This window comes from Methanosarcina sp. (assembly GCF_035390745.1).
Classification (GTDB): Archaea; Halobacteriota; Methanosarcinia; order Methanosarcinales; family Methanosarcinaceae; genus Methanosarcina.
The window spans coordinates 1-23,003 of the sequence record NZ_DAOOUJ010000049.1 but is presented as its reverse complement, the minus strand read 5'-3'; the positions used below and the strand labels follow the sequence as shown (position 1 = coordinate 23,003).

The 23,003-nt window shown below is 43.8% G+C and carries 22 protein-coding genes and 1 other RNA gene; 9 read left to right on the top strand and 14 right to left on the bottom strand.

Annotation, left to right across the window (positions count from 1 at the left end; translation table 11 throughout):
* Positions 1–455: hypothetical protein (locus tag PLL47_RS10975; RefSeq protein ID WP_324446245.1), on the bottom strand; the 455-nt coding region annotated here is incomplete at its 3' end.
* 264 nt (positions 456–719) lie between these two features.
* Between PLL47_RS10975 and PLL47_RS10970 the strand changes: the two genes are divergently transcribed.
* A complete protein-coding gene (locus PLL47_RS10970) occupies positions 720–1,190 on the top strand; it encodes a MarR family winged helix-turn-helix transcriptional regulator (RefSeq protein ID WP_324446244.1) in 471 nt (156 codons plus the stop codon).
* 95 nt (positions 1,191–1,285) lie between these two features.
* The gene (locus tag PLL47_RS10965) at positions 1,286–2,506 is read left to right on the top strand and encodes an MFS transporter (protein WP_324446243.1); all 1,221 of its coding nucleotides are present in this window, start codon (positions 1,286–1,288) and stop codon (positions 2,504–2,506) included.
* Positions 2,507–2,680: 174 nt separating this feature from the next.
* Here PLL47_RS10965 and PLL47_RS10960 read toward each other — a convergent pair whose 3' ends face one another.
* Complete coding sequence (locus tag PLL47_RS10960) at positions 2,681–3,178, bottom strand: hypothetical protein (RefSeq protein WP_324446242.1); 498 nt, start codon at positions 3,176–3,178, stop codon at positions 2,681–2,683.
* A gap of 273 nt (positions 3,179–3,451) precedes the next feature.
* Here PLL47_RS10960 and PLL47_RS10955 point away from each other — a divergent pair, with 273 nt between their 5' ends.
* The 6 genes from PLL47_RS10955 (at position 3,452) to PLL47_RS10930 (ending at position 10,409) form a co-directional block, all read left to right on the top strand.
* On the top strand, positions 3,452–4,462 hold the full coding sequence (locus PLL47_RS10955) for a PHP domain-containing protein (RefSeq protein WP_324446241.1): 1,011 nt from the start codon (positions 3,452–3,454) through the stop codon (positions 4,460–4,462).
* Positions 4,463–4,892: 430 nt separating this feature from the next.
* On the top strand, positions 4,893–6,698 hold the full coding sequence (locus PLL47_RS10950) for an ABC transporter substrate-binding protein (RefSeq protein ID WP_324446240.1): 1,806 nt from the start codon (positions 4,893–4,895) through the stop codon (positions 6,696–6,698).
* Positions 6,699–6,804: 106 nt separating this feature from the next.
* Positions 6,805–7,752 carry an ABC transporter permease gene (locus tag PLL47_RS10945; protein WP_324446239.1) on the top strand — a complete coding sequence of 316 codons (948 nt, stop codon included), beginning with the start codon at positions 6,805–6,807 and terminating at the stop codon, positions 7,750–7,752.
* Positions 7,749–8,708 carry an ABC transporter permease gene (locus tag PLL47_RS10940; protein ID WP_324446238.1) on the top strand — a complete coding sequence of 320 codons (960 nt, stop codon included), beginning with the start codon at positions 7,749–7,751 and terminating at the stop codon, positions 8,706–8,708. The genes PLL47_RS10945 and PLL47_RS10940 overlap by 4 nt, the downstream gene beginning before the upstream one ends.
* A 1-nt stretch (position 8,709) precedes the next feature.
* A complete protein-coding gene (locus PLL47_RS10935) occupies positions 8,710–9,663 on the top strand; it encodes an ABC transporter ATP-binding protein (RefSeq protein WP_324446237.1) in 954 nt (317 codons plus the stop codon).
* The gene (locus PLL47_RS10930) at positions 9,645–10,409 is read left to right on the top strand and encodes an ABC transporter ATP-binding protein (RefSeq protein WP_324446236.1); all 765 of its coding nucleotides are present in this window, start codon (positions 9,645–9,647) and stop codon (positions 10,407–10,409) included. The genes PLL47_RS10935 and PLL47_RS10930 overlap by 19 nt, the downstream gene beginning before the upstream one ends.
* Here PLL47_RS10930 and PLL47_RS10925 read toward each other — a convergent pair.
* The 4 genes from PLL47_RS10925 to PLL47_RS10910 all read right to left on the bottom strand — a co-directional run bounded on the left by PLL47_RS10925 (position 10,406) and on the right by PLL47_RS10910 (position 14,007).
* Entirely contained in the window at positions 10,406–11,125 is a 720-nt protein-coding gene (locus tag PLL47_RS10925; protein WP_324446235.1) for a dihydromethanopterin reductase (acceptor), read from the bottom strand. The genes PLL47_RS10930 and PLL47_RS10925 overlap by 4 nt on opposite strands.
* A 74-nt stretch (positions 11,126–11,199) precedes the next feature.
* The gene (locus PLL47_RS10920; protein WP_324446234.1) at positions 11,200–11,838 is read right to left on the bottom strand and encodes a DUF447 domain-containing protein; all 639 of its coding nucleotides are present in this window, start codon (positions 11,836–11,838) and stop codon (positions 11,200–11,202) included.
* Entirely contained in the window at positions 11,835–12,881 is a 1,047-nt protein-coding gene (locus tag PLL47_RS10915; RefSeq protein WP_324446233.1) for a triphosphoribosyl-dephospho-CoA synthase, read from the bottom strand. The genes PLL47_RS10920 and PLL47_RS10915 overlap by 4 nt, the downstream gene beginning before the upstream one ends.
* Complete coding sequence (locus PLL47_RS10910; protein ID WP_324446232.1) at positions 12,868–14,007, bottom strand: methanogenesis marker 9 domain-containing protein; 1,140 nt, start codon at positions 14,005–14,007, stop codon at positions 12,868–12,870. Before PLL47_RS10910 ends, PLL47_RS10915 begins: the two co-directional genes overlap by 14 nt.
* 385 nt (positions 14,008–14,392) lie before the next feature.
* Here PLL47_RS10910 and rnpB point away from each other — a divergent pair.
* Positions 14,393–14,753: RNase P RNA component (rnpB, locus tag PLL47_RS10905), an RNA gene on the top strand.
* 125 nt (positions 14,754–14,878) lie between these two features.
* On the opposite strand, the gene PLL47_RS10900 is transcribed toward rnpB, so the two are convergent.
* The 8 genes from PLL47_RS10900 to PLL47_RS10865 all read right to left on the bottom strand — a co-directional run bounded on the left by PLL47_RS10900 (position 14,879) and on the right by PLL47_RS10865 (position 22,889).
* Positions 14,879–16,048, bottom strand: a complete 1,170-nt coding sequence (locus PLL47_RS10900) for a geranylgeranyl reductase family protein (RefSeq protein ID WP_324446231.1) — start codon at positions 16,046–16,048, stop codon at positions 14,879–14,881.
* A 383-nt stretch (positions 16,049–16,431) separates the two neighbouring features.
* Complete coding sequence (locus tag PLL47_RS10895; protein ID WP_324446230.1) at positions 16,432–17,553, bottom strand: geranylgeranyl reductase family protein; 1,122 nt, start codon at positions 17,551–17,553, stop codon at positions 16,432–16,434.
* 172 nt (positions 17,554–17,725) lie between these two features.
* Positions 17,726–18,352: a DUF116 domain-containing protein gene (locus PLL47_RS10890; RefSeq protein WP_324446229.1), complete on the bottom strand. Its 627-nt coding sequence runs from the start codon at positions 18,350–18,352 to the stop codon at positions 17,726–17,728.
* Positions 18,345–18,980: a DUF116 domain-containing protein gene (locus tag PLL47_RS10885; RefSeq protein ID WP_324446228.1), complete on the bottom strand. Its 636-nt coding sequence runs from the start codon at positions 18,978–18,980 to the stop codon at positions 18,345–18,347. The genes PLL47_RS10890 and PLL47_RS10885 overlap by 8 nt, the downstream gene beginning before the upstream one ends.
* Before the next feature lie 105 nt (positions 18,981–19,085).
* A complete protein-coding gene (hdrD, locus tag PLL47_RS10880) occupies positions 19,086–20,315 on the bottom strand; it encodes a dihydromethanophenazine:CoB--CoM heterodisulfide reductase subunit HdrD (RefSeq protein WP_324446227.1) in 1,230 nt (409 codons plus the stop codon).
* A 1-nt stretch (position 20,316) separates the two neighbouring features.
* Positions 20,317–21,093 carry a dihydromethanophenazine:CoB--CoM heterodisulfide reductase subunit HdrE gene (hdrE, locus tag PLL47_RS10875; protein WP_324446226.1) on the bottom strand — a complete coding sequence of 259 codons (777 nt, stop codon included), beginning with the start codon at positions 21,091–21,093 and terminating at the stop codon, positions 20,317–20,319.
* Positions 21,094–21,588: 495 nt separating this feature from the next.
* Positions 21,589–22,263 carry a ferredoxin-like domain-containing protein gene (locus PLL47_RS10870; RefSeq protein WP_324446225.1) on the bottom strand — a complete coding sequence of 225 codons (675 nt, stop codon included), beginning with the start codon at positions 22,261–22,263 and terminating at the stop codon, positions 21,589–21,591.
* 371 nt (positions 22,264–22,634) lie between these two features.
* Positions 22,635–22,889, bottom strand: coding sequence for a hypothetical protein (locus PLL47_RS10865; protein WP_324446224.1), 255 nt, complete (start codon positions 22,887–22,889; stop codon positions 22,635–22,637).
* Positions 22,890–23,003 lie beyond the last annotated feature (114 nt).

The window sequence follows — 23,003 nt, the reverse complement described above, 5'->3', positions numbered from 1 at the left end:
TTCCTTTCGAATTTTTCAAACACACTCGGATAAAGCGCCGGAAACCTTGCTTCCTCAAGAGGGATACAGAACATCCTTTCAGGATAGGATGGGTCTCCGCCAAATCCAATAACAACGAAAAAAGGATATCTGCTTTCTCTGGCAAAGTCCTGATAACGTTTCAGCTGCTCTGGTTTGGACCAGTGAAGTTTTTCTTCATACAGACCTGACCTGAACTTGCACTCCACATAAAAGATTTCGCCGGTAGGGATATAACGGATCATAAGGTCAGGACCAGCATCTGATTCTACAAATCTGTCATGCTTTCGATTAATGTCCATAGTCCATTGAACGATAGTAAAATATCTTTTGTCAAAAAGATCAACGACATATTTTTCGAACTCGTCTCCTTTTTCTACAGACTCATCTTCCTTCAATATCTCCACAACTTTCGCGATCTTACAAAAAATCCCCATACTAAACTCCTATATCAGTAAATATAAATAAATACTGTATTCTAAATTATAAAGCTTTTCGACCAGTTCAACGAACAATCGAAAAAACATACTCGTAAGACAATCTACTTTTTTCTCATTGGGGAGTTAGAAATCAAAAAATAGTCAATGTTATGAGGTCAGATAGTTGCATCAACAACTATATATAAAACTAAATAATTACATTAACGCCCAATATGGTTGTGTTTGCAACTATCTTGGATAACAACGTGGTGGGATAATAATATGAATACAACAGAATCCGATGAAAACTCACAGGATAAAGAGATGTGTGGTAAGGAATTCGTTGGAAAAGCCATCTCATACCTTTACAGATATGAACAGATCTTTATCGGCAAAAAAGTTGAGCCATATGGTATTGGAAGCGGACAGTTTCCTTTTCTTATGAGACTATATCGTGAGGATGGAATCAATCAGGAAAGCCTTTCAGACTATCTAAAAATTGATAAAGGCACTACTGCAAGAGCTATACAGAAACTTGTTGACGAGGGTTATGTTTTCAGACAGAAGGATGAGAAGGACAGGCGGTCATATAGGGTTTTTCTTACAGAGAAAGGGAAAAAAATGGAACCTGATATGAAAAAAATAGCTTCGGAGTGGGAAGATATTCTCTTTTCCAGTTTTGATGACAACCAAAAAAGAGAGATTACGAATTCACTTGAAATTATGTTTGAGAATGTATTGAAAATAATGTGAAATAACTGGACAAAATCAGCAATTTAAAAAACGAGATAAGATCATGCAATTTAAAAACGAGATAAGATCATGCAATTTAAAAACGAGGTAAGATAATGCAATTTAAAAACGCTCATCTTCTAATGCTTTGCATTACTGCATATTTTGCAATGGCAGGAGGGGCTCTTTTAGCACCAGTCTTGCCAGAAATGGTGGAACCTCTGAAGACAACATCCCATGAAGTAGGATTATTAATTTCGGCGTTCACTCTCTCAACAGCTATTTTCACACTGGTTATCGGACATTTCATTGACCGTATGAACCGTAAGAAAATACTTGTTCCCTGCCTTGTGATTTACGGTCTACCAGGACTTGTAAGTTATTTTACTGCTGATATGCAATTACTTCTTATCCTGAGGTTCATACAGGGCATCGGAGCGGCAGCCCTTCTGCCTTTGACCATGCTGGTCATAGCGGATGCATATAAAGGTCATGAAAGTTTGCATGCCATGAGCAAGGTTAGTATGGCTCTTGCCATTGGCTCGGTTTCTGCCCCTCTTATAGGTGGAGGCCTTGCAAGTTTTGGATGGAACTGTCCATTCCTTTTCTATGCACTTTCACTTCCATTCGCTTTTGTAGTGCTTACCTCCCTTCCAGAAACAAGGGTTCGGAAGGACAGTGATAATCACAAGGGTCTGATTAATGGGTTTAAAGCACTCAAAGAACTGAGAGTAACATACACAGTATTCCAGGGCTTTGCGATCTTCTTCCTGCTTTATTCAGTGCTTGTCTACGTGCCGTTTATGCTTGAGAATGTACTTGGCTATAGTGCGAAAGAAGCAGGACTTATGCTGGCTTTCCAGGGAATAGCTATTATTTTTACTGTATCCCGCGTAAAGAGTCTGGCCAGTAAGTATTCAAAGACAACAATTATTACCGCTGGTTTTGTACTTTCCGGACTTGCAATATTATTTATCTCATTTGCACATTCAATTGTTGCAGTTCTTCCTTTACTGTTGCTATTCGGAGCAGGGTATGGGCTTGCTCAAACAGCAATTGATACACAGATAATTCAGACAGCCCCTTCAGAAGCAAAAGGTGGAGTTCTATCTATTCACAACTCCCTGAAGTTCGTTGGTACGTGTCTTTCTCCCATAGTGCTTGGTATAGTCCTATCACATTTTGATCTTGACACGGTTTTTATTGTAGCAGGTTCCTTTGGGTTGCTTATTGCTCTGATAACGTATTTAATGAAGAATTTATTTGAGGATTCAGGTGACAAAAATATAAAAGAAATAGAAAAAGAAATAGAGACGAAAGTATCGGTGTCAAATTAAAAATTTGTTGAGCCGTTAGATGACGTAACTTGGAGTTGATTCCAGGACTTCATCTAACCTCATTATTGCTGCCTACATTACAGAAAAAAGTAATTCTTCAAAGAATATTCTTTAAAGAATCTGGCAGAAAGTGTTAAAAACAGAATAAAAAAATAGAAAAGTTCGAATCAAAAATTATTTCAGCATCTCTTTTTTCCAGGAGAAGTTTTTCTTCGGGCTCCGTTCGAATTTTTCATAAAGCTCTGGAGAAAGTGCTGGGTACTTTGCCTCCTCAAGAGGGATGCAGAACATCCTTTTTGGCTTTCTAGCCTTTCCACCAAGCCCTATAACCACAAAAAACGGGATCAAATTATCGTGTGCAAAAGTCCTGTAGCGCCCAAGCTGTTTGGGGCTTGACCACTGGAGTTTGCCTTTAAAAAGTTTTGACCTGAATTTGCATTCCACGCAGAAGATTTCATTGGTGCGCCTGTGGCGGAGGACTAGGTCCGGACCGCAGTCGGATTCCACAAAACGGTTATGTTTTCTTGCCATATCCGTGGTCCACTGTACAATTGAAAAATTTTTTTCATCGAAGAGGTCTACCACATACCTTTCGAAATCGTCTCCTTTTTGTTCGGACTCGTTTTCAAAAATGATGCCCAGGATTTTCCATAACTTTCTAAACAGACCCATAGTTACACCACTATTGTTTTTGAGAAAATACTGGAATATTTTAATATATTTATAAATGTAGTGGTCAAAACTGATAAAATAAAGTGTATATAAGGAGTATAAAATGGCAAAATAGAAAATGAACCATATAAGTGTTTTTTGAGAGTTAACAAAAATCCAAATCCTGATCTGAATTCCCTGGAAAAACTTAATCTAAAAAAAAGAATATACTATATAGGAGAGATTTAACACTTCATAAAAATAATCAACACAGATTAAAACTTGCTGGATTCTATGCCTATGGGGAGAAGGCTGAAGAATTATCAGGAAAAGTTGATAGCACCGGAACAGGCAGCTGGGCTTATGGAAGACGGCTGGAAGCGGGCAGATCTGCATGTTCATACGACCTGTTCTTTTGACGTGCTCCCTGTAAGATCTCTTCATCCAGAAAGCCTCTATGAAAAGTCTCTGGCTCTTGGGATGGATTTTATTACATTTACTGACCACGACACAATGGATGCTTACGAGATTCTTGGTTGGGACCGTGAAAAACTTGTCCCAGGCGTTGAGATGACAGTTTATGACCCTGAATTTGCAGGGCATGTTCTGCATGTTAACGTTTTTGAGCTTGACAGAGAAGAGTTTTTAGAACTCAGAGAGATCTCACAGGTCGAACATGACCTGAAAAACTTTGTAAGATACCTTAAGCGGCACAGGCTGCCTTTCATGTACAATCATCCATTCTGGTTCAAATTCCACGAAGAACTGAATCCTTCTGCAGTGCCAAAACTGGCAAACCTTTTTCCTGTGCTGGAGTACAACATGAATGAGCTCAAGCAGAAAAACGAACTTACGATAGCTCTTGCAGAGAGGTTTGGCAAAAGCATTGTTGCGACAACGGATACCCATTCCGGAAAACTGGGGCAGGTATATACCCTGGCAAAAGGGGACAGTTTCAGAGAGTATTTCAGGAATATAGAAAAAGGGAGGAATTACATTGTTCCTGAAGACCTTACAAGAAAACTCCTGATCGAAGAGATGAATACCTGGATAGACCTGATCTTTGATAAGAGTCATAATACTCAGGACGTAAAAAACTACCTTACAGGAATAAAGTCCCTGGATGCAATGGTAAAAATCTCAAGGAGCACCCTTTTAAACTATTCTCCAAGACTTAACCGGACAGCTATGAACCTGTTCTACATGATCTCAAATACAGGGCTTCCGGCTTCGTTTTACATTTATTCGGCAAAGAGTATTGCCAGAGAAATCGAAAAAAATATTGAGATCAAAAGCCAGAAGTGAAAACACATTTATTCCGGGTTTCCTGTTCCAATTTTTTTATTTATATCATTACTTTTCTTAAATTTGATTAAAGATTGGAAAGTAAAAAACTTACTGCTCCAGATCTGCTTTAAAAATATAGAAAAAAATGAAAAGGTTTATATTACGAGATTGTTGAATTCTGTAGCATAAAAATTAGATTTTTCGTAATATTTTTAGTGATTAGAAAATACAATATTAAGAAGATATGCAAGCAAAATCAAATAAAAAAGTGCTTTGAGGTTACCATTAACTTTCTTACTCACATTCCACTCGCATACTTCCCTCTCCCACTGATAAGCAGAGAACTGGAGGAGATGAGCAGAATACAGATAATTTTAGAGTAATCGGAACCTCTGGCGCCATTTATCTAATCCACAAGAAAAGATCTGGAACAGGAAGAGGAAGCAGGATGAAACAGGGAAAAAGTTTCGCGGGATTGGAATTAAACAAAGGGTTAAAACGGTGGCTGATTTTTGCCGTGCTAATAACTGTTTTTTTCTCAAACATATATCCGGCAGGAGCAGAATCGGCTGGAGATTCGGAACAAAATCCTACGCCTTCAAACGGCGGGATCTTTGACAGGATTGTAACGTATGTAAAAGATCTGCTGGGAGAAGAGGAAACCCTCCAGAACTCCGGAGCGGTTTCAGAAGCAGCAGCCTCAGATATGCAGCAATCCGCGAATACAGAAAAGCGGTCAGCAGATACGGAAAGAACAGTCCTGAAAATCGCAACTCCAAACGTAATAAAATCTGCATCGTTTATAGGGGACTCAAACCTTGGGGTTTTTGCCCATCTCTCAAACCCGCCTCTCATGAAAATGGATTCCGAGGGACACCTTGCAGGTCAGCTTGCAGAAAGCTATAATGTTTCAGAGAATAATACCTGCTGGACCTTTTATCTTAAAGACAACATCTACTGGAGCGACGGGGAACCTGTGACCCCGGAAGATGTCGAGTTTTCAATCTGCTACTATGGGAAAGAGACCCCCTGGGGCAGCTGGATCAACGATACACTGGAGAGTTCTTCTGTTTCGGACGCAAACAACTCCGTTACATTCAAATTCAATAAACCTTACACCCGCATTGACCTGGAATTTTCGACCTATAACATCCTCCCTGCCCACGTCTGGGAAACAATTGAAAACCCGATGGAATACACAAACAACGGCCCTTATGTGGGCTGCGGGCCATATTATCTCAAACTTATCGACCTGAATGCCGGAAAACTTGTTTTTGAGAAAAACCCCTTCTGGGAAGGAAAATCTCCGGAAGCTGAAACTGTGGAGGTCCATTTTTACTCAAGTGCTGACGTAGCCACCCTTGCCCTTAAAAATGGGGAGGTTGACACATATTACAAATACGCAGGTTCATACCCCTATTCCGGCATAGAACAGCTGGAAGAAACGGGAAATTTCGACTTTATTGAAAAGACAGATCTGGGACTTGTTTTTCTTGCCCTTAACCTGAAGAAAGCTCCTTTTTCAGACCCGGAATTCAGAGAAGCCCTGGCTTATTCAATAAATTATGAAGAGATCGTAAGTCTCGAAACACTTGGGTACGGAGAAGTCCCAAACCGCGGTTTTGTGCCGCCAGCCATGGAAAATTTCAAGGAAACAGAAAAACTTGAATACAGCCCCGAAAAAGCCAGAGAAACCCTGGAAAAAGCAGGTTACTCAGACAGTAACGGGAACGGAATCCTTGAGGGAAAAGACGGGAAAGACATAAAGCTTGAAATCCTTATCCGGCCTGAGTATGCCCGCACAGGAGAGCTTCTTGAAGAATACTTCGAACAGGCAGGTCTTGACCCGGCTCTGAGGACTGCAGATTCAGATACCTGGATGACACTCAAGGACAACTACGAATATGACCTGACAGTAACCCGCACCACACCCTGGGGAATGCTCATGCATGCAAACTGGGGAAGCGGCTATTTTGATTCCAGAAGGACAGGACAGGGAGTTATGCATAACCTTGACGACCCCGAGTTCCTGAAGCTCTGCGATGATATCCTCGCAACAACAGACCCTGAAGAACTTGAAGGTTATGCGTCCGGGCTTCAGGACTACTATGCAGAAAATTTGCCTGCAATTCCCCTCTACTGGTGCAGAGTGGTTACCCCATATAACAGGAACTTTGAGGGCTGGTACACCGATCCCCTTTACGGAATCTATAACCTGGACACTTTTGTAAATGTGACGAAAATAGAGGAGTAAAACACAAACTCAAAAAGAAATCCGACAAATATTACAGTGAAAAAGACAGAAAAAACAGGAAAAGACCGAAAGAAGCACAGTAAAAGCAAAATAAAAAATAAGAGCGATGTCAGGAATAGCAAGGAAAGTAATCAGATATCTTGCCTCACTCGTACTCATAATCATCCTCAACTTTACCATCCCCAGGCTCATGCCCGGAGATCCGGTAAAAAACCTTATCGGAGAAGATGTTTATGTGTCCGAAAACGTGATGGAAGAGCTGAGGACAGAACTCGGGCTTGACAGGCCTCTTTACGAGCAGCTTGAGTCTTTCCTTTCAGACCTCCTTCACCTTGACCTGGGCTATTCCTATCACCTCCATGCTCCTGTTGCAGAAATTCTCCTGGACAGGATGGGCTGGACCCTTCTGTTTGTAGGAGTATCGGTAGTCTTCGGAGCCCTGCTGGGAAGTCTTCCAGGTGCCCTTGCAGGATGGAGGCCAGAAAAGAGAACATGCCGTATCACAGGGCTTGCTTTTATTACACTCTCCTGCACCCCTCCCTATTTTCTTGCACTCCTTTTTCTCTATTTCTTTTCTTTCAGGCTGGGGCTATTTCCCTCGAAGGGGTTTTATGATTCCCCGGAAATATGGAGTATACTGCATCACCTTTTTTTACCAATCTGTGTAATGTCTGTCTTTTCAGCATCAAGGAATTTTCTGATAATGCGCGGAAGCGTAATCCAGGAAAAGAAACAGCTTTATGCACTTTATGCAAGAGCAAAGGGGCTGAACGATACCGGCATACTCTTCAGGCACGTAATAAAAAACGCTTCACTCCCTATCATCACCCTCCTCGCCCTGGACTTCGGGTTTCTCTTCAGCGGAGCACTGTTTATAGAAATCATTTTTTCATTAAACGGCATTGGGACCCTTATCTACGGCGCAATAATGGGAAAAGACTATCCCCTGCTTCAGGGAGCTTTTCTGGTAATCGCCCTTACAGCCCTGCTTGCGAATATGCTTGCTGACCTTCTCTATGCTTTAATCGACCCCAGGGTAAGGAGACCTGTATGAGCCCGGAAGCTGCCCATAATGAAGGTTCTTGCATTACGGAATCCTGCACCGGGAGTTGTCCTGAAGGACAGCAAAAAGACTCTGTATTTAGATTTAAGTTTCCTGAGGCTTCATTAAAGAAATCCAGAAAACGAGACGACTTTTTGGGGCAGCTAAACTGCGGAGGAATTTTTCTCTTTGCCTTTTTCTTTTTTATGGCATTGTTTCCTTCCCTTCTTGCCCCCTGTAATCCAGAAGAGCGCTTCCTTCCATATGAAGCTCCTTCGAGAGATCACCTCCTCGGGACAAACGACATCGGAAACGACATCCTCTCAGAACTTGTGTACGGGGCAAGGATCTCAATGACAGTGGGCTTTGCAGCATCCCTGGTGTCAACCCTGATAGGAACTATCATCGGGCTCTGTTCTGGCTATTTCAGGGGAACACTTGACGAACTGCTCATGGGCTTTACCGATGTTGTCCTTATTATCCCGAAGATCCCCCTTATCATAGTCCTGGGTGCGTACCTGCGGCCGAGCATCTGGATCCTTGTCCCTGTACTTGGTCTACTGTCCTGGGAGTCCACAGCCAGAGTCACCCGATCAAAAACTCTCCAGCTAAGAGAAGCAGGCTATGTTAAAAGTGCCCGATGCATGGGTTTTTCTTCCAGGCACATTATGGGCTCGGACATTTTGCCCAACATCTACCATGTCCTGCTGCCCAAATTTATGCTGGCAACAGCTTCGGCAATGATTTCCGAAGCTTCTCTTTCTTTCCTGGGGCTCAGCGACATAAGTATGAAAAGCTGGGGGTCCATGCTTTCTTTTGCCTTTTTCCGCGGCGGTTTTATCCAGGACATGTGGTGGTGGTATATGCCCCCGGGAATTTGCATCACTCTCTGCGTGATATCCATTGCACTGATCGGGTTCGGGTTCGAAACAAAACAAGAGGAATACGCAGTAGACGGAGAGTTGTGATATGAAGGCCCGTTCCGGAAGCAGGCTTCTTGAAGTAAAGGATCTCCAGGTCTCTTTTCAGGGGATAAAAACCGTAAATGCCCTTTCAGGAATCTCTTTTTCAATTGGAGAGAGCGAAACCCTGGCACTTGTAGGAGAAACGGGATGCGGAAAATCCGTAGCTGCCCACGCAATTATGCGCCTTTTGCCTCCTGAGTCCAGAATGAATGGGGTTGTAGAATTCAGGGGAAAAAACCTGCTCGAACTGAGCGAAAAAGAAATGACAGAGATAAGGGGAAAAGAAATTGGAATCATTTTCCAGAACCCGTCCCTTGCCCTTAATCCCGTGTATTCTATTGGCCACCAGCTTGCAGAACCCCTGCGTATCCATAGAAAGGAAAAGAAAGAAAAAGCCCTCGCCCGGGCAGCAGGAGCCCTTAAAGATATGGGCTTTGCAAACGCTGCCGAGTACATTCATTATTATCCTTCGTGGTGCTCGGGAGGAATGAACCAGCGTTTTCTGATTGCGGCTTCAACCATGCTTGACCCTTCTCTCCTTATAGCAGACGAGCCAGGCAAAGGGCTTGACAGGAAATGCGTATCCGAACTCGAAGCCGAGCTTAAGAAGTTGAAAGTGGAAAAGAAGACTGCTCTGCTCCTTATAAGTCATGATCTTGCTTTCGTGCAGAGGCTTGCAGACAGGGTTGCAGTAATGTATGCCGGGGAGATTGTTGAAATTGCAGACTCTTCAAGTCTTTTTGAGAACCCTCTGCATCCTTACTCAAGAGGGCTGCTGAACAGCCTGCCAGAAAAGGGCTTCATTCCCATACCCGGCTTCTCTCCTCCTCTCAGCAGCCCCCCTTCAGGCTGCAGATTTCATCCACGCTGTCCCCTGAGGAAAAAACAATGTGTTGAGACTCATCCCTACCTTATAGAAACCGATGGAAGAGCTGTGAGGTGTTTTTTATATCCCTGAAAGCAGAAAGTCTTTCGAAAACCTACGGTTCTGGTCTTCTGAGTACAGGAAAATGCATTTTCCGGGAGGTATCGCTTGAAATCAGGAAGGGAAAGACTTTCGGGCTTATGGGGCCTTCAGGAGAAGGTAAAAGCACTTTAGGAAGGGTCATTGCCGGGCTTGAGAAAGCCACAGCAGGCTTCGTATATTATAACGGCACCCCGCTTGCCAGAATGAAAAAAATAGAACATACAGCCTTCCGCCGCAAAGTCCAGGTAATGTTTCAGGACCCCACGGATGCCTTTAACCCAAGGAAAAAGATAGGACACGCAATTTCTGAAGTTCTGGCTCTCCTCAGGGTTCCCGGAGACGAACATGCCTCAAAGACAGAAGAGATGCTTATAACTGCAGGTCTCCCTGATGAAGTGCTTTCCCGCTACCCTTCACAGCTCTCCGGCGGCCAGCTCCAGCGCCTTGCTCTCGGCAGGATTCTCCTGCTCGACCCGGAATATATTATCCTTGACGAGCCTACCTCTGCACTTGATGTTTCGGTGCAGGCACAGATCCTTCATCTGCTTAAAAAGGTGCAGGCTGAACGAAATACGGGTTATTTACTGATTTCCCACGATGAGGCTGTTATTCGGTTTATGTCCGACAGCTACGGGGTGCTTGAAAACGGACGGCTGAAAATTTTCCAGTATCATACGAATTTAAAAACCCTGTCAGAAGATAAAAGCATAAAAAATGAGCTGAAATTCTGGGTTTAAAAAAGCTCCAGAATAGCTTCGGGGCTTTCAAGTACAGTGATCCCCTGCAACCCTTTTACAATCTCAACATTCCGCATGTCCACGTCCCTTACAAGGACTTCAACAGGCCCGCCCTTGATCGCATTATACGGGCAGAGTTCCTTGCAGATCCCGCAGCCTTTGCATTTAAGGAGTTCAATCTGGTCCGTGACGCCGTTTTTCTCGGAAATTGCTCCGTGGGGGCAGTTTTCCCGCGGGGGACAGGTTTCGCAGTGTTTGCATTGTTTCCTGTCAATGTTGTAGGGCATTTCAGATATTATCGAGCCTTCAATGTCCACAGGCACGACATAAACCGGGACCCTTCCTTTAACGGCCTGGGCAACAGCATTTGTTACCAGGGAATCGGCAATCCCGTAGGCGATTTTCGAGACTGTGTTTGAAGTTGCAGGCGTAACGAAAAGGGCATCATATCTGTCAAGAAGAAAACGCCCGACTTTGGGGGAACTTGAACCCTGCTCACTTTCCCGGAAGATCTCTTCAAGGTAGTCTCCTCCCGAGATTTTCACGAGTTTCTGCTCAAGCCCGTACATCCTGAGCACCTCTTCGGCTGCCCTTGAAACATACGTATTTACGGAAAGTTCGGGGTCCCTGAGTTTGAGTTCTTTAAAGACCTGGTAACTGCGGTCCAGGAAATGTCCTGCTCCTGTAATACCCCATGCAATTCTCTGAAAACTCATGGAAGGAAATCATGCCTGAGGAGGATAATATAATTTTCTAAAAAAAGGGGATGAAAAAGGATGAAAAAGATAATTTAAATTCCGAGCACTTCATAAAGCAGTTTCATAGCTTTCTTTTCACTATCGCCTCCGCATCTGGAAGCAAGAGACTCATAATGCCGGATCAATTCGAGGTACTTTTCTTCTCCTGTGAGCTGGTAACGGGTTGCATGAACCGTAGCTTCAAGAACCGCATTGAATCCCCTGTTAGGTACGGGAAGCTCTTTTCTGTTAAGCTCGTTAAAACCCGCTTCCACAGGCAAAAGGTCGGCGACAAGGGACTGGTCCGTATTTTTGAGATTAACGCATTCAAAAACGACCCATGCAACGGCTTTTTTAAGGACAGGAAACTTAAGCCCGCCTGCATCGACATATTCAAATTCCGAAGACTCAAGATCGAAAAAGGTTGAGCGCACAAAGATCAGAGGGTCATAGACCACATTGGAAGCAAGATACTTTTCTTTAGAAACGTTTGCCCATGTATTGCTGCCTTTGAAAAGGCGGACAAAAAGCTTTTCCCCCTTTGTAATAATGCCTATCGGAGCAGCGTTGGGGCGTTCCATACCGGTACTTGCGATTATCTCGGAGATGCCCTCCCTTATCCCGAAGGAAGGAAGGTCAATAGCATGATACTGTTTTTCATGCTCCCTCCGATCAGAAGAGAATCCAGTCAAAATCTCAAGCCTCCAAGAAGGGCAATGAAAAGCCCTGCAATAATGATATCTGCCGTAGAGCCCGGATTTATCCTTTTTTCCAGAAGCTCCGAGTCAAATTTCTGTACCTCGGGAAGGATGGACGCAAAGTTTTCTGCCCTTTTCCCGGAAGTATCCCAGTCTGAAAGGATTTCGCCTGCTCTGGAAGAAACATAATCGGCAGTTTCGGCATCAAACTTGGTCTGGATAAAAGTATCCCTGTGCCTGGAAAGCAGTTTGAGGAAAGTGTATACTACAGCCTCGTTGATTCCTGTGCCCGAACAGATGGAAACCGAACCTCCGCTCAAAGCTTCCGCCCCGCAGTTCCGTGCCTGCATGAACTCAAGAATGCTTTTTGCACCCTCAAGGCAGCGCCCGAAACCTGTAGTCCACTCGTTTGCGATCAGGTCATAGCCCTTTGCAATTTCCATAAGGGAGTAAAGGGTGACATTCTGTTTTCGAAGATCCGCAGTTGCTTCAGGGTCTTCAAGGTCAAATTTCTCGACGCTGTTTACCCTGACTCCTGCATGCCCGAAAGCCCTGTAGAACTCAACAGCATCCTCACAGCCCGTTGCCCGGACAAAAGAATGGGCACGGGAAGCAAGAGTCTCAAATTCTCCGATCTCAAGCCGGAAAACTGTTTTTTCGGAGCCTGATTGTTCTCTTGAGATTTCACCTGCGGCCATTGCCAGAGGAATCAGGAGCAAAAAAGCCCCGAAATGAGTGTTTCCTCCCTGTTGCCAGGCAGAGCTTTCGTAAACTGCGCTCCTGAGAAGTGATCCTATCCTTTCCGTGCTTTTTGCGGCAAGCTCAAGTACAGGGTAGACGGCAACCGAAGAGGCAACAAAATGCTCAAAACATGTGTCAGGGTAATTATGTTCCCTATCAACGTTTCCCGGCTTAGGAGAAGCTGATACCTCAAGCAGCATGGCAAGCTGTGCACAGCGAGCGATCAGGCCTGAGGCAGGGGATTCTGCAGCCCTTTCAGGGGTGTGGCAGGATAAAACAGTGTTATCGGGATTCATTTACCGGAATCCTGGCGTGGTCAAGGATATATTGTGACAGCTTCTCTTTAAGCTTCATGTATTCTGCATCAGAGAGATCGATCGTATTCAGCACGCCGTCCCTGATCCAGCAGGGCTTTGTGATTTTGCAGCACCAGACAAGGCTGCCAAAACACGTGTCCTCTCCGTACTCAAGCATTGTGCCCCTGGCAAATTCCATTTTTGTCCGGGCGAACTCTTCTGCGGTATATCCCAGCTTTTTAAATTTCTCGTGCACAGGGCAGGGTTTTACCGGAAGGCAGCAGAAAGCCAGAGCTCTGAAGTCCCCTTCACTGCAGACGTGTTTGGGAGCGTTATACCAGCCTATTGACTTCTGATATGACGTGACGCTTTCTACGAGTTCCTTAATGAGTTCGGGGTTTTCCATGGCTCCTCTTGCAACTGAGACCATGTCAGCTCCCCGGGAAAACATATCCTTTGCAGCGGAAAAGTCAGTAACCGAGTTGTTGCCTATAATAAAGAGCCTTGTGGCGTCCCTGTAATGTGAAATTGCATCAAGGTCCGCTCCAAAACCTTCGAGCATGGCATCTACATGGATAATATCAGCTCCGGCCTTATCGATAAGCCTGGCAAGCTGGATATCATTCACTACATTTGCCCTTACCTTTACGGAAAGTACGACTCCGGTCTCTTTTATTGCCTTTATCCAGGCAGAGAGCTTTGGAAGGTCATGCAAAAGGGCTTCTCCAAGACCAGCTTCAAGCATTTCAGGCTGCTTGCAGTGGGCGTTTAATTCAAGGATTGCCCCTTCTTCCTTTACGAGTTTTGCAGCTTCAATCAGGGGTTCGAGGGTTGTGCTTCTTACGTTTACGGCAACCACACTTCCGGTGCTTACTGCCCGAATTTCCCTTTTTATAAGCTCCAGAGGTTCATCGGAGATGAACTCTTTCCTTCCGCGGGCTACGAGCTTTGATGCAACTTCCATAGATCCTTCATCAAGGTTGAAGGCTCCAAGTACTACGAGTCCGGCATCGCCTGCATACTGGCTGGCAAAAGCACTATCGACAATTCCTGCCATTGGCGCCAGTGCGATAGGGTTTCTAAAACGAACATAACCAGTATGCAAATCAAATAGACAATCACTCATGTTTTACCTCTTAAAAATAAGCGTGGAAACTGAACACAAAAATGATAGTTATAGTTAGATATTAAACTAACGAATCTTTCAGGCTTACGAGAATCTTTTTTCAAAGAATTCGCGAGAATGGTATATTTATATTATTTTCACGATTACAATACTTATATATTAATATTTGGGATTTCCTCTTTGCCCATAAAAAGAGATGTAGAGCGGATGGAGAGGTAAACCTGTTTAAGCAGGCTTATAGAGCTGATAACCGGAAAAACAACCAGTTGTTGATGAAGAAATTACGATCAGGAGCACATTTCAATTGATTCTCCTGTGCAGAAATATCCTCCCATAAATATATATAGGTTCAAAAAAGAGATAGGGCCAGAAATCAGCAACGTGCGAGAGAGGCTGGACGGCTGCCGGACCATCAGGTCTGAGGAAAGTCTCCCCACCGCTCCGGACACACGAACGTCTATAAAGGATGTCGGGCGAGAGCCCGGGCTCTGGCACAGAAACGAGAACCATCCCCTGCAAATGCGATGATGCCATAAGCTGAGGTCACAGGGAGAGTGGATGAAACGGCGAATCCTCGTGGGTGCAAGTTGGAAATCGGGAAGTACGAGCAGTCCGGAATCGTCCCGATTGGTTTTGGTAACGCTTAGCCGAATGCCGTCGCTGCAAGAGTCCTCCGGGACCATTTCTTACACCGTTGGGTGCAGGAAAGCTTTGCAGGAACAGAAGGGAGCTTACACGCCTCACTCGCACTTAATTATTCTATTTATCGAATCTATTTATGATCTGCAAGTTTTGATTCAATCAATTAATTATCCACAGTTTTGATTCAATCTGTTTTTCGAATTTAGCCTGTTTATTCGAATTATCTCTGTTACCTGTTCTTCTCCGTAATGGACTTTATTTTAGATGCAGGTTCAGCAAGGCTGAAATTTAGCAGCAACCACCTGATATAGTCTTTGTGGCTTCTATTTATTACAACGTCATCCAGGTATTTATCCAGAATTTCCTTCCTGCTGAGAGCAAGCCTGAAAGAGGTATCAGGGAAACGGTGCATAATCTTTTCGAGTTTAAGGGAACTGACAAGAAAATTTCCAAATTCCTTCCTGCACCTGGCTTCATATTCTTTAAGATCGCTTAATTTCCGGCTATAAAGTACAATATCAGCTACGGTCTCCGCTGCAATCTGTCCTGACCGGACAGCATATGCGATGCCTTCCCCTATGAAAGCATCAACAAAACCTGCTGCATCTCCGCTAAGAAGGATCCTTGAACTTACGATTTTTCGTTTAATCCCTCCCAGTGGGATAATATGAGAACGGACCTGAAACTCTCCTGAAAAGCCGTTTGCCTGCAGAAAGTCCTGCATTACTGACTTCGGATGTTTAAGATGCTCAGCAGTTCCCACAATTCCCACGGAATAGTACCCCTTATGAGGAAAAATCCATCCGTAACCTCCTGATGCGACGCCGAACTGAATATCTATCGTTTCTGGAAAACGATTTCTTATTATCTCGTCTTCTTCCGGGATTTCCGAAACAAGGGCAAGGTCATATTCTGTCCTGCGGTCTCTTTGCTGCCTGACAGCATATTTAAGCATGCCGCAGGAACCTTCTGCGATCAGGACAAACTTTGCAAGGTAGCTGTTCTGCGACGTCTTAACCTCAACGAATCCTTCCCTTTCTTCACAGCCCAGCACCTTTTCCCCTAAATGAATGTCAATTCCTGTCTCTCTGGCTTTATCGAGCAGGAAATTGTCAAAAGCTTTTCTGGAAACAAGCAGTGATAACCTGTAGTCCTTTTGCCTCTCAGTACAGAGCTCCCTGTAATGAACCCTTACCTTTGAAATATCCCTCTCAACTACGGACTCAGGGAGTTCGAACCCCAGACAGGAGAGGGAATACGGCGATAAAGCCCCCCCGCAGGGCTTATACCTTGGAAAATTTTCTTTTTCGAGCAGGAGAGTTGAAATACCTGCTTCTCCAGCTACCCTTCCGGCAGAAGCTCCCGAAGGTCCTCCCCCTACTATAATGAGATCATACATACCCAGAACACCTGCTTATGGATGAGAGATATGCCGTCAACAGACATAAGCTCAAGTGAAAGGTTTTACCTCATAAAGTAGATTGATGCTCGAACAATAAAAAGGTAGAGGAAAAAGAAAAGAGCAAGAGAGAAACTCTGTTAAAAACGTTGAATGCCTTTCGAAACATGGATTATGCACCCATTCCAGTTTCGATTTTTTTTTCATTTGGCATGAAAGCACTCTCAAGTACTTTCATTCTTTGGGCATGTTATTCGAAGAATATCATGTGCATTTTTTAAGAAATCCGCCAGAAAGCGCGCAGAGCAAGGAAAAAAGTAGAGAGCTTCCAGCCGGAATTTCGGCCGGAATAGATCAACGGTTAAAGAGTGGCCGCACATTGATTACCTGAGTTTGAAATTCAGAAGAGACCAGCGAAGGTAATCCCTGTAATCGATACTATAATCCACAACTTCAAGATATTTATCAATCATTTTGTCGCTTGATGTAAAGATCTTAAATGTCTTTTCAGGGAAGCGGTGCATTATTCGGGAAAACATAAGGGAATATTTAAGATGTGTTCCGAATTCATCATAACACAGAGACTCATATTTTTTAATATTTTTTATTTTTCCATTCTGGCAAATTTCGGCAATCACTTCAGCAGCAAACTGCCCTGAACTTATAGCATAAGCCAGCCCTTCTCCAGAGAAAGAATCAACGAAACCTGCAGCATCCCCACTCAGGAGGACCCTCGAACCGGAAACCTTTCGCTTAATTCCGCCCCAGGGGATTTTGTGCCCGTGAAGTTTATACTCACCTGCGAAGCCGTTTGCCTTCAGGAATTCAAGCATTGTTTCTTTTGGATGAGGAAGGTCTTTTATAACTCCTCCAATTCCGACAGAATAATAGGTTTTGTGGGGAAAGATCCAGCCGTACCCTCCTCCGATAGCCCCGAAATGCAGTTCAACTGCCCTTCCTAACTTTTCTTCAATTTCTTTTTCGTCGGCAGGAACTTCGGTGACCACACAGATCCCATACTCCTCTTTGGTGTCCACCGGTCTCACACAGGTTTTGACAAGTCCCTGTGCTCCTTCAGCAACGATTGCAAATTTTGCCCTGTATATTCCCTTATTAGTCTCAACTTCGACATAATCAGGCATTTCCCTGCAACAAAGAGCCTTTTCTCCTGTGTGAACTTCAATTCCGGTTTCTTTTGCTTTTTCAAGGAGGAGATTATCAAAAAGATCCCGGGAAACAAGTACAGATAACCTGTGATCCTTATGCGCTTCCATCAGCTGGTTTTTAAAAAAGACTTTTGCCCCTGTAATTTCCCATTCAACAACATCCCCGGGAAGCTCAAAATCAAGATAAGAGATAGCATGGTTCGAAAGTCCTCCTCCGCAGGGTTTGTACCGTGGGAATTCTTCTTTTTCAAGCAGCAGTGCATTGAGGTCAAGTTTTCCTGCCCTCCTTCCGGCAGAGGCTCCGGAAGGACCACCACCTATGATGATTACGTCATACATTAAAGTAGCACCCTCAAAAATATTCTGAAATTATCTGAGTTTCAAGTCTATTCGATAAGGATCTAGTTTAAAGTGCTGATATTAATTCAAAATTGCGATTCGTTTAAAAAAGAAAATAGGAGAGAAATAATAAAAAGAAAAAGATTGAGAAAAGAGATTTTTATTAAACCTTTCAAACTGATATTTTAAAGTCCTCAAACACCTTAAGAACCTTCTGGTAATCCACTTCTGTCCCGAAACAACCATCATTTTCCATAGTAACTCCGTAGGTAACCACTTTCCTGTCTTTAAGGGCGCGCATGACTTTGTTGATTTCATAATCACAGGCGATAAGAAGGACACCGTCTGCAGCTTCCATTTTAAGGATATTTTTTACAAATGAAGAACCTGTAACGATGAAAACCTTATACCCGTATTTTTCGGCGTCTTTTTTTAACCGGGTAAAAACACATTTCCCACAGGATTTGCACTGGATTCCTGTCTGTGTAGAGTAAGCAGGACAATCAAGGCTGCGCATGCAGTGAGGAGCAAGAATGATCCTTCTTTTCGTCCTGGCAAAAGCAGACTTATGGGCTCTGTTTTTAAGGGAACACATCCATTTGTCCAGTATGCGGGTATCTGAAAATTTGACGAAAATCTGCCTTAAAGGCAAATAAAAGAAATCAAGTACGTCTGCATAAAATCCTGCGAGAAAAACACTGCGCGTAAGGCTCCTCCGGCTTACCAGCAGGGCCACGCCTGAAAGAGTAAAGGAGACTACGACTGAAATAAAAAGAGCCTGCCCTATAAGGTTATACATTGCACATCTCCATTTTTTGAATTATTTCCTCCACATTTGCCTCGGTATTGAAGCAGCCGTCTTTAAGAAGAAGAACGCCCTGAACAGGGACAAAAGAGACAGCCTGCATATCCTCGGATAGCTCATTATAACAGGCAACCCCCAGACAGGCCTTTGGATTGTATTCTTTAAAAATTTTTTTAACAAAGCTCCCCCCTGGAATTACAAAAACCTTGAAATTGCACCTGTCAGCAGCGTCACAGATTTTTGCGATATCACAGAGCCCGCATCTTTTGCATTCATAGCCATGTACAGGATCGCATCTTGCCTTACAACTGGGATGGCGCAGACACTGTGGAAGAAGAAGAATTTTCGTGCCTTTGACACGAATGAAATCATCATACATAACTGCATTCCTTACATCAATAAGGATATCGTCTACAAGGGTATCTCTTATCCGGAAAACTCTGCAGATCCATTTTGAAGGGGAATAGAAGAGATAAAGTGTGAATAATACGAATCCTGGAAAAATGATTTTGTGCCTTTTAAATGAATAAGCTCCGATAAGAAGGGCAAGTACAGTACCTGCAAGCACGATAAGTATCAGATATACAAATATTTTTCCGAGAAGTTCGTAAGGAATCTGCATGTTCAGGGGAGGGAGGTATCGGTATTTAAGTTTTTCTGAAAAATGAGAAAAGCAAAAATATGGGAATGAAGGTAAAGGGCTGGAATTCAGCCTTTACTTCTCCGGTTATTTAGTTTCAAGGCCCAGGGCCTCTGCAACCATCTCGATGACGTCCTCAACAACAATGTCAACTTTAAGTGAGTCCCGGCCGTCTGAGAGGTTCCTCTTACAGAATGGGCAGCAGCTTGAAAGTATATCTGCATTGGTTGCAGTGGCATCCTTAACTCTGGATTCTGCGATTCCCAGAGCAAGATCAGGGATACCTGCCTTTACGCCACCGCCAGCTCCACAGCAGCGCTGGAATTCTTTTGCCCGTTCCATTTCTACGAACTTGACACCAGGAATGTGAGACAGAACATATCTGGGGGCATCAAAGACTCCTACATGGCGGCCAAGGTGGCAGGGGTCGTGGTAAGTAACTGTTTTGTTAATAGGCTTTACCCATTTAATTTTGCCTTCCTTTATCAAACCTGCAAGGAACTCTGAAACGTGTATTACCTCAAATGGCAGTTCTTCTCCTAGGAGCCTGGGCCAGTCAACCTTGGATGCACGGAAACAGCCCGCACAGGCGTAGAGGACCTTTGTGGCACCTTTTTTCTTGATAGCTTCGACGTTGTGTTTTGCAAGCTGGCGGGGCACATCGTCGATGTGTGCCTGACCTGTCCTGATAAGGGCTGAGCCACAGCACCATTCATCTTCCCCAAGCATGGTGAACTTAATTCCCAGCTTGTTGAGCACACGTGAAGTTGCAAAGGCTAAAGCAAGCTGATTGTACCCTGCAGTACAGCCAGTGAAATAGACAATGTCTGCCTTGTCTTCGATTTTCACATCTGGAGGAACCCAGTTAAGCCTGTCTTTCTGGTCCTTCATGTAAGGATTGTGATACTGCCCAATAACTTTTGGGAACATGTTCTGCTTCCCATAAGGACCTATACCTTTCTTTACGAGGTTTGCCCTCATGGCTTCCCAGAGTTCAACAGTGTTGATGCCTGATTCACAGACGGTTGCACAGATACCACAGGTGGTACAGCCGTGTACGTCGTCTTTGAATTCTTCAAGCTCAGACTGGGGGATTTCTGTCGGGCCGAAGAGTTTTGCTTTAATCCCGTAGGACTTGTTCATGAACTGTCTCCAGCGCAGGATCTTGTCCCTCGGTGCTAACCCGGGCTTCTGGCCGGAAGCAGCATAAGTTGGACACCATTTTACACATTCACCGCAGCGGGTACAGGAGTCGAGTTCCATGAGCTGGACTGCTGTAAGGTTTTTGGTGTCTATTGATGGAGCTTTTTTTGCCATTTTATTCTCCTCCCTTGTTTGCAAGGATTGCAAGCGGGGTGGCGATTACGTGTATGTACTTGCTGTATGGTACATATGCGATACAGAAGAGCAGGGAAATTATTGAGTGGAAAAGAGCAGCTGGTGGTGCTGTTGAGGGGTCAAGCCCGAAGCCCCAGATGAATCCGGTCCTGATACCATCGGCGATAAAGCCGGAAATCGTGATAATGAAAACACCTGCAAGCAGAATCCAGTCATACATGATAGTAGCCTGCCTGACTTCAGATATAAAGAGCCTTCTTATAACCGCAATGATGACTCCAATAAGCAGGATGTAACCGAAGATGTAGTTCGGAATGGCGAGCCATTCTCTAAATTCGGCAGGGGTAAATGGAAGCTCAATTCCGATCTTTTCAGTCATTTCGACTGCAAACATCAGTCCTGAAAGGGCGAAAAGGGTCATCCAGCCACCAAAGATACATAAGTGCATGAACCAGCGAAGAGGGCTTCTTTTAAGGATTCTTCTCTGGAAGAGAATGTCGAGAATGAGAACCTCTAAAATAGGCTTTCCATGAATATGAGACTCTTCATTGACCTGTGCCCACCAGGTTTTTAAGAACCTGATAGCGCTTCCTTTTCCGTTCTTGGGTTCAAGGCCATAACCTGTCACTCCTGCCCCCCACTTCTGGAGGTTACCAATCATACCATATAAGAAAATCACAATAGCTATTGCGCTGAATATCATTATCTGGACAAACGTGAGTCGAAGTGTTTCCGAGAGCCCAGAGAAATATGCCATCTCACTGCTAATACTTTATTCCTCCTATATATGGGTCAAAAACTGAAAGCTTATACTGATTTTAGAATTCAAATCTTACAGAATATAAATAACAATAAAGACAGAGTGATAACCGTAGCGACTGTATGCATAAGGTTTGAATAGTCTGTTAGTCTTTGTATCTATTATATTTAAACGTTATCTTTAAAACATAATACATCGAAAAGCTCGCAAGAGCCACGAAAACAGAGTAGCATTAAAACCATTTTAAAGGAAAATAAAAAGAAAATTTGAAGTATAATGATGAAATTATAATACTTTGAATATAAATATATTTGCTGAAAGTCTTTCTCACCATAAATAAAAAACCCGACTGCAAGGAAATCAAAAAAGTGCAGAAAAAGAACTGATGCTTTCATAAAATCCTGAATAACAGCTGGAACAGGCTGGAAAAATAGGTATTGAGCCAGTTCAGTAAGAGCAATTCAAATGAGCTGGCCCGTATTTAAAGAGTATTTACAGCCCTACCTCTTCTTTGAATTTCTCAAGCCCGATTTCATCTATAACTTTTCCGAGCCTTTTCGGCTTTCCATAACCTTTGTAAAAATCAATTATCTTTTCTACAAGGTCAAGCACCTGCTCCTCGGAAAGGTCCTTTGCCACCAGATCCCCAAGTCTTGGACTCGGCCCTGCGCTTCCTCCAACAGTTAGATTATAGCCTTTTGCCGTGCCCATTATACCTATATCCTTTATGCTCGTTTCGGAACAGGAATTAGGGCAGCCGGAGACAGCCATTTTAAATTTGGAAGGAAGCTGCATGCCGTGGTATTTTTCGTCAAGCTTCAGACCGAGCCCGACTGCATCCTGTTTACCTCTCTTACAAAACGTAGTTCCGGGACAGATTTTAATGCTCCTGACACAGAGCCCAATGGCAGCTCCGGGGCTCATGCCCAGTTCACCCCACGCTGCATCAAGGTCTTCTTCCTTGAGTCCCACAATCGCAATTCTCTGGGCTGAAGTAATTTTAAGAGCTGCAGCTCCGTATTTCTCTGCAATATCTGCTATCTTTCTGAGAGTTTCCGGATATACGATCCCTCCGGGGATGTGAGGAGCAATTGCATAAGTTTCCCCATCTCTTTGCAGGATTGCAGCCTTCTCAGGAAGATCTCCCTTAACGTATTCTTTTGTCATATTATTACACTCTCCTGATTTTCCATAGTTCAAGGTTTGTTTCAGGATCTAATCAATCAGCTTAAGCCTGACATCCAGAAACCGGAGCAAAAATTGAGTTGATGAACAGGCTGAAGTTCCAGAACAATACTTTAACCCGCAAATAAACGAATCCGGAAACCTGTTTTAGCCCCAGGAAATTAGACCCCTACGTAACTACATGACCTCAATAATCCGGCACCCTTCCGGATTAGAGGAATTAAACTTCTGGACCCGTAAAAGAGGGCACCAGATCAGAGAATTATATGCTCGAAACAATATAAAATGTTCTCTTTCTTAACTTAATACAATTTTTACGGCATAATAGTTAAAAATCTGCCCAGGATTGAGCATCAATAGGGACAGTAAGTTTGATTATGTGACCTCTGCATATCAGTCCCTTCAGTACCTGCGCAGATTTTGACTTGATCAGCATAATTCAGATTCGCCCATCTGTGCACCGGCATCCATTCACAAACCTGTTCGTATACGATTTCGCGCATATTTGTGGTGTCGACCTTTTCAATGATCAAGCTGTCCTTGTAAAATATGACCTCTCCGGCGCTACATGATCCTGCGATATAGGTTTTCGCTGTGCACGCAGTCATACGATTTTAATTTTGCAGCCTGATGGCGGGCTTTCTAGCTCTGTGGAGGAGGGCCTTTAACTCATAGGATTCCCTGAAGTATCAAATAAAAAAATTGACTCCAAAGCGTAGTAA

Bases quoted from the DNA above. Each gene is read 5' to 3' on its own strand.
- PLL47_RS10970 (WP_324446244.1), top strand. From the start codon at position 720: ATGAATACAACAGAATCCGATGAAAACTCACAGGATAAAGAGATGTGT.
- PLL47_RS10965 (WP_324446243.1), top strand. From the start codon at position 1,286: ATGCAATTTAAAAACGCTCATCTTCTAATGCTTTGCATTACTGCATAT.
- PLL47_RS10960 (WP_324446242.1), bottom strand. From the start codon at position 3,178: ATGGGTCTGTTTAGAAAGTTATGGAAAATCCTGGGCATCATTTTTGAA.
- PLL47_RS10955 (WP_324446241.1), top strand. From the start codon at position 3,452: ATGCCTATGGGGAGAAGGCTGAAGAATTATCAGGAAAAGTTGATAGCA.
- PLL47_RS10950 (WP_324446240.1), top strand. From the start codon at position 4,893: ATGAAACAGGGAAAAAGTTTCGCGGGATTGGAATTAAACAAAGGGTTA.
- PLL47_RS10945 (WP_324446239.1), top strand. From the start codon at position 6,805: ATGTCAGGAATAGCAAGGAAAGTAATCAGATATCTTGCCTCACTCGTA.
- PLL47_RS10940 (WP_324446238.1), top strand. From the start codon at position 7,749: ATGAGCCCGGAAGCTGCCCATAATGAAGGTTCTTGCATTACGGAATCC.
- PLL47_RS10935 (WP_324446237.1), top strand. From the start codon at position 8,710: ATGAAGGCCCGTTCCGGAAGCAGGCTTCTTGAAGTAAAGGATCTCCAG.
- PLL47_RS10925 (WP_324446235.1), bottom strand. From the start codon at position 11,125: ATGAGTTTTCAGAGAATTGCATGGGGTATTACAGGAGCAGGACATTTC.
- PLL47_RS10915 (WP_324446233.1), bottom strand. From the start codon at position 12,881: ATGAATCCCGATAACACTGTTTTATCCTGCCACACCCCTGAAAGGGCT.
- PLL47_RS10910 (WP_324446232.1), bottom strand. From the start codon at position 14,007: ATGAGTGATTGTCTATTTGATTTGCATACTGGTTATGTTCGTTTTAGA.
- PLL47_RS10900 (WP_324446231.1), bottom strand. From the start codon at position 16,048: ATGTATGATCTCATTATAGTAGGGGGAGGACCTTCGGGAGCTTCTGCC.
- PLL47_RS10895 (WP_324446230.1), bottom strand. From the start codon at position 17,553: ATGTATGACGTAATCATCATAGGTGGTGGTCCTTCCGGAGCCTCTGCC.
- PLL47_RS10890 (WP_324446229.1), bottom strand. From the start codon at position 18,352: ATGTATAACCTTATAGGGCAGGCTCTTTTTATTTCAGTCGTAGTCTCC.
- PLL47_RS10885 (WP_324446228.1), bottom strand. From the start codon at position 18,980: ATGCAGATTCCTTACGAACTTCTCGGAAAAATATTTGTATATCTGATA.
- hdrD (WP_324446227.1), bottom strand. From the start codon at position 20,315: ATGGCAAAAAAAGCTCCATCAATAGACACCAAAAACCTTACAGCAGTC.
- hdrE (WP_324446226.1), bottom strand. From the start codon at position 21,093: ATGGCATATTTCTCTGGGCTCTCGGAAACACTTCGACTCACGTTTGTC.
- PLL47_RS10870 (WP_324446225.1), bottom strand. From the start codon at position 22,263: ATGACAAAAGAATACGTTAAGGGAGATCTTCCTGAGAAGGCTGCAATC.
- PLL47_RS10865 (WP_324446224.1), bottom strand. From the start codon at position 22,889: ATGACTGCGTGCACAGCGAAAACCTATATCGCAGGATCATGTAGCGCC.